The sequence below is a fragment of the Moorena sp. SIO3E8 genome, from assembly GCF_010692445.1.
GTDB lineage: Bacteria > Cyanobacteriota > Cyanobacteriia > Cyanobacteriales > Coleofasciculaceae > Moorena > Moorena bouillonii.
In genome coordinates this window covers 1-2,135 of the sequence record NZ_JAAHHM010000316.1, presented here as the reverse complement: position 1 = coordinate 2,135, position 2,135 = coordinate 1, and the positions used below count along the sequence as shown (strand labels likewise).

The window sequence follows — 2,135 nt, the reverse complement described above, 5'->3', positions numbered from 1 at the left end:
GTTCTAGAAGCTAAAACCCTTATAACTACGTCCAAGGTCAGGCCAAACTAGTATGTATCTTTTTGTAACATATCGGCTGAAAGTATTACCCAATAAGGATTTTAGCTTGCATGTCACCCCCTCAGCAGCAGGCCACTTGCCCTGAGGGACATCAAACCCGCACTTGGCTAGAACGTCTTGATAATCGTCTAGATACGCCCATTAAAACCCATCGAGTTTACCAAATCCATATGCCCTTGATGCTTCCGTACTTTAGTTGTGTACTCGCTCCCTCAAAGCTCCCCGGACTTTGACCTTACAACCTATAGCTCAGCCAACTTGCTTTACTACAAGCCCGTGAGCAGCAAGCCTCACCACAATGGTGGAAATACTACGGCCTCCGGGCAGGCATTGAAGGAACGATTTCTCAAGCTGTTACTGGCGTATGTTACCGACACAGCCGCTACCCTTGGACTGGCCAAAACCCATTTGCAACATGTCATGACTGCAACGGCTATCAATCAAAGCGCTTCTGTTGGCTTGGGTTCAAGGGATTCCTCTCCCTGGTACTCGCATTTCTAGCAATGAGCTCTAAATACTGTCCCAGGCTAATGTTGCACAATATTTCGCCACCAGCATCACAAAGTGTAACGCAGCTGTTTAAATTATCAGTAATGGAATGGCTTATCCTAGGATTAATACTCCCATGGTAAAATCTACAACTAGTCGATTTTAATTGAGTCCTACATCCATGATTGAATAACTAAAATGGATTTAATGTTATAACAATCCCAGAAAGAAAAGCCAATGGAAGTTACCTTTGATCTACCTGATGAAGTTGTCACTCAGCTTCAACCCTTTTGTGATCAGCTACCTCAAATTATAGCCTTAGGATTGCGAGAATTTAATGCTATTCCTCAAGAAGGTTTTTCTGGTCTGGCTGAAGTCTGGGAATTTTTGGCAAGCCTCCCTACAGAATCAGCTATTATTGCTCTACGCCCCTCAGAAGCCTTACAATCTAGCCTTACAATCTCAGTTATCTATTCTCTTAGAGAAAAATCGGACAGTAGGTTTGACTCCAGCCGAGGAACAACTATGGCAACATTATCAATATTTAGAGCATATTGTCAGAATCGCCAAAGCTAGGGCATTTTTGAAGCTAAAGGCTAAGGCTCAATGAGCAAAACCTATATTCCTGTCGCCCTACAAGTATCTGGGTAAACGTAACCTAAATCCAGGCAATAGATTCTCAGCAGATAATTCCGTGGGAAGGTTTCGCACCACTACCTCTTGCCCTTGACAATAAATTTCCACTTGCTGCTGTTGGGGATTAATCAACCATCCCAACTGTACCCCTACATCCCTATATTCCCCCATCTTAGAACGCAGCATTTCCAAATCATCCGTTGCTGACCTTAACTCAATCACAAAATCCGGTACAATCGGGGGAAACTTGCGTCTTTGTTCTGGGGTAAGGGCTTCCCAACGTTCCCTTTGAATCCAAGCGCAATCAGGAGAACGATTTGCGCCATTGGGCAACTTAAATACAGTGGAGGAACTGAAAGTATAACCGAGACCAGTTTGCCGATTCCAAATTCCCAAATCAATAATTAAATCTGCTTCTCGATTGCCGCTCTCTCCGCCAACAGGTGGCATGATAATTAATTCTCCCTTGGCCGTTCGTTCAAACTGTAACTCGCGGTTATTCTGACATAGCTGATAGAACTGTTCGTCAGTCAGCTCAATGGTGTCTAAATTTAATGCCAAAGGAGTCATATAGCAAAGGGAACAGGGAACAGGGAACAGGGAACAGGGAGTAGGGAAAAGGGAGTAGCGAATATGGCATCAAAAATTCTCACAATTCCTACACGGTACCCTATAGTGGTCAAGTCTCTCCTATAGGACAATCATACAAGAATCGAGAACAAGGGATGCGCGCCCATTGAGCCGCTACGCGATGAAGGGAAGCTTCCGCGCTTATGCGATTGACCGTAGGTCACGCTATGCGATCGCACTCGAGATTAGGACTCTCACATCTTGCACCAAGAAATGTTGATATCAATTCCCTGTGCAAGGAGCAGAGGTTGCAATCGGAGGATATCAGTTAATAGTATGCAGACAACAAGCTGAGGGAGGATAGAGTGGAGAGCTTTTTC

The 2,135-nt window shown here is 44.5% G+C and carries 3 protein-coding genes; 2 read left to right on the top strand and 1 reads right to left on the bottom strand.

The window, feature by feature from the left end:
- Positions 1 to 110: 110 nt before the first annotated feature.
- Positions 111 to 293 (top strand): hypothetical protein, encoded by a 183-nt coding sequence (locus F6K46_RS39410; RefSeq protein WP_293068599.1) that lies wholly within the window; start codon positions 111 to 113, stop codon positions 291 to 293.
- A gap of 493 nt (positions 294 to 786) precedes the next feature.
- Positions 787 to 1,125, top strand: a complete 339-nt coding sequence (locus tag F6K46_RS39405; protein ID WP_229415196.1) for a hypothetical protein — start codon at positions 787 to 789, stop codon at positions 1,123 to 1,125.
- Between the two features lie 57 nt (positions 1,126 to 1,182).
- Here F6K46_RS39405 and F6K46_RS39400 read toward each other — a convergent pair whose 3' ends face one another.
- The gene (locus F6K46_RS39400) at positions 1,183 to 1,755 is read right to left on the bottom strand and encodes a Uma2 family endonuclease (RefSeq protein ID WP_075896835.1); all 573 of its coding nucleotides are present in this window, start codon (positions 1,753 to 1,755) and stop codon (positions 1,183 to 1,185) included.
- Between the last annotated feature and the right edge of the window lie 380 nt (positions 1,756 to 2,135).

What these genes read in the sequence shown, in the direction of transcription:
- F6K46_RS39410 (WP_293068599.1), top strand. Translation starts at nt 111, where the DNA reads ATGTCACCCCCTCAGCAGCAGGCCACTTGCCCTGAGGGACATCAAACC.
- F6K46_RS39405 (WP_229415196.1), top strand. Translation starts at nt 787, where the DNA reads ATGGAAGTTACCTTTGATCTACCTGATGAAGTTGTCACTCAGCTTCAA.
- F6K46_RS39400 (WP_075896835.1), bottom strand. Translation starts at nt 1,755, where the DNA reads ATGACTCCTTTGGCATTAAATTTAGACACCATTGAGCTGACTGACGAA.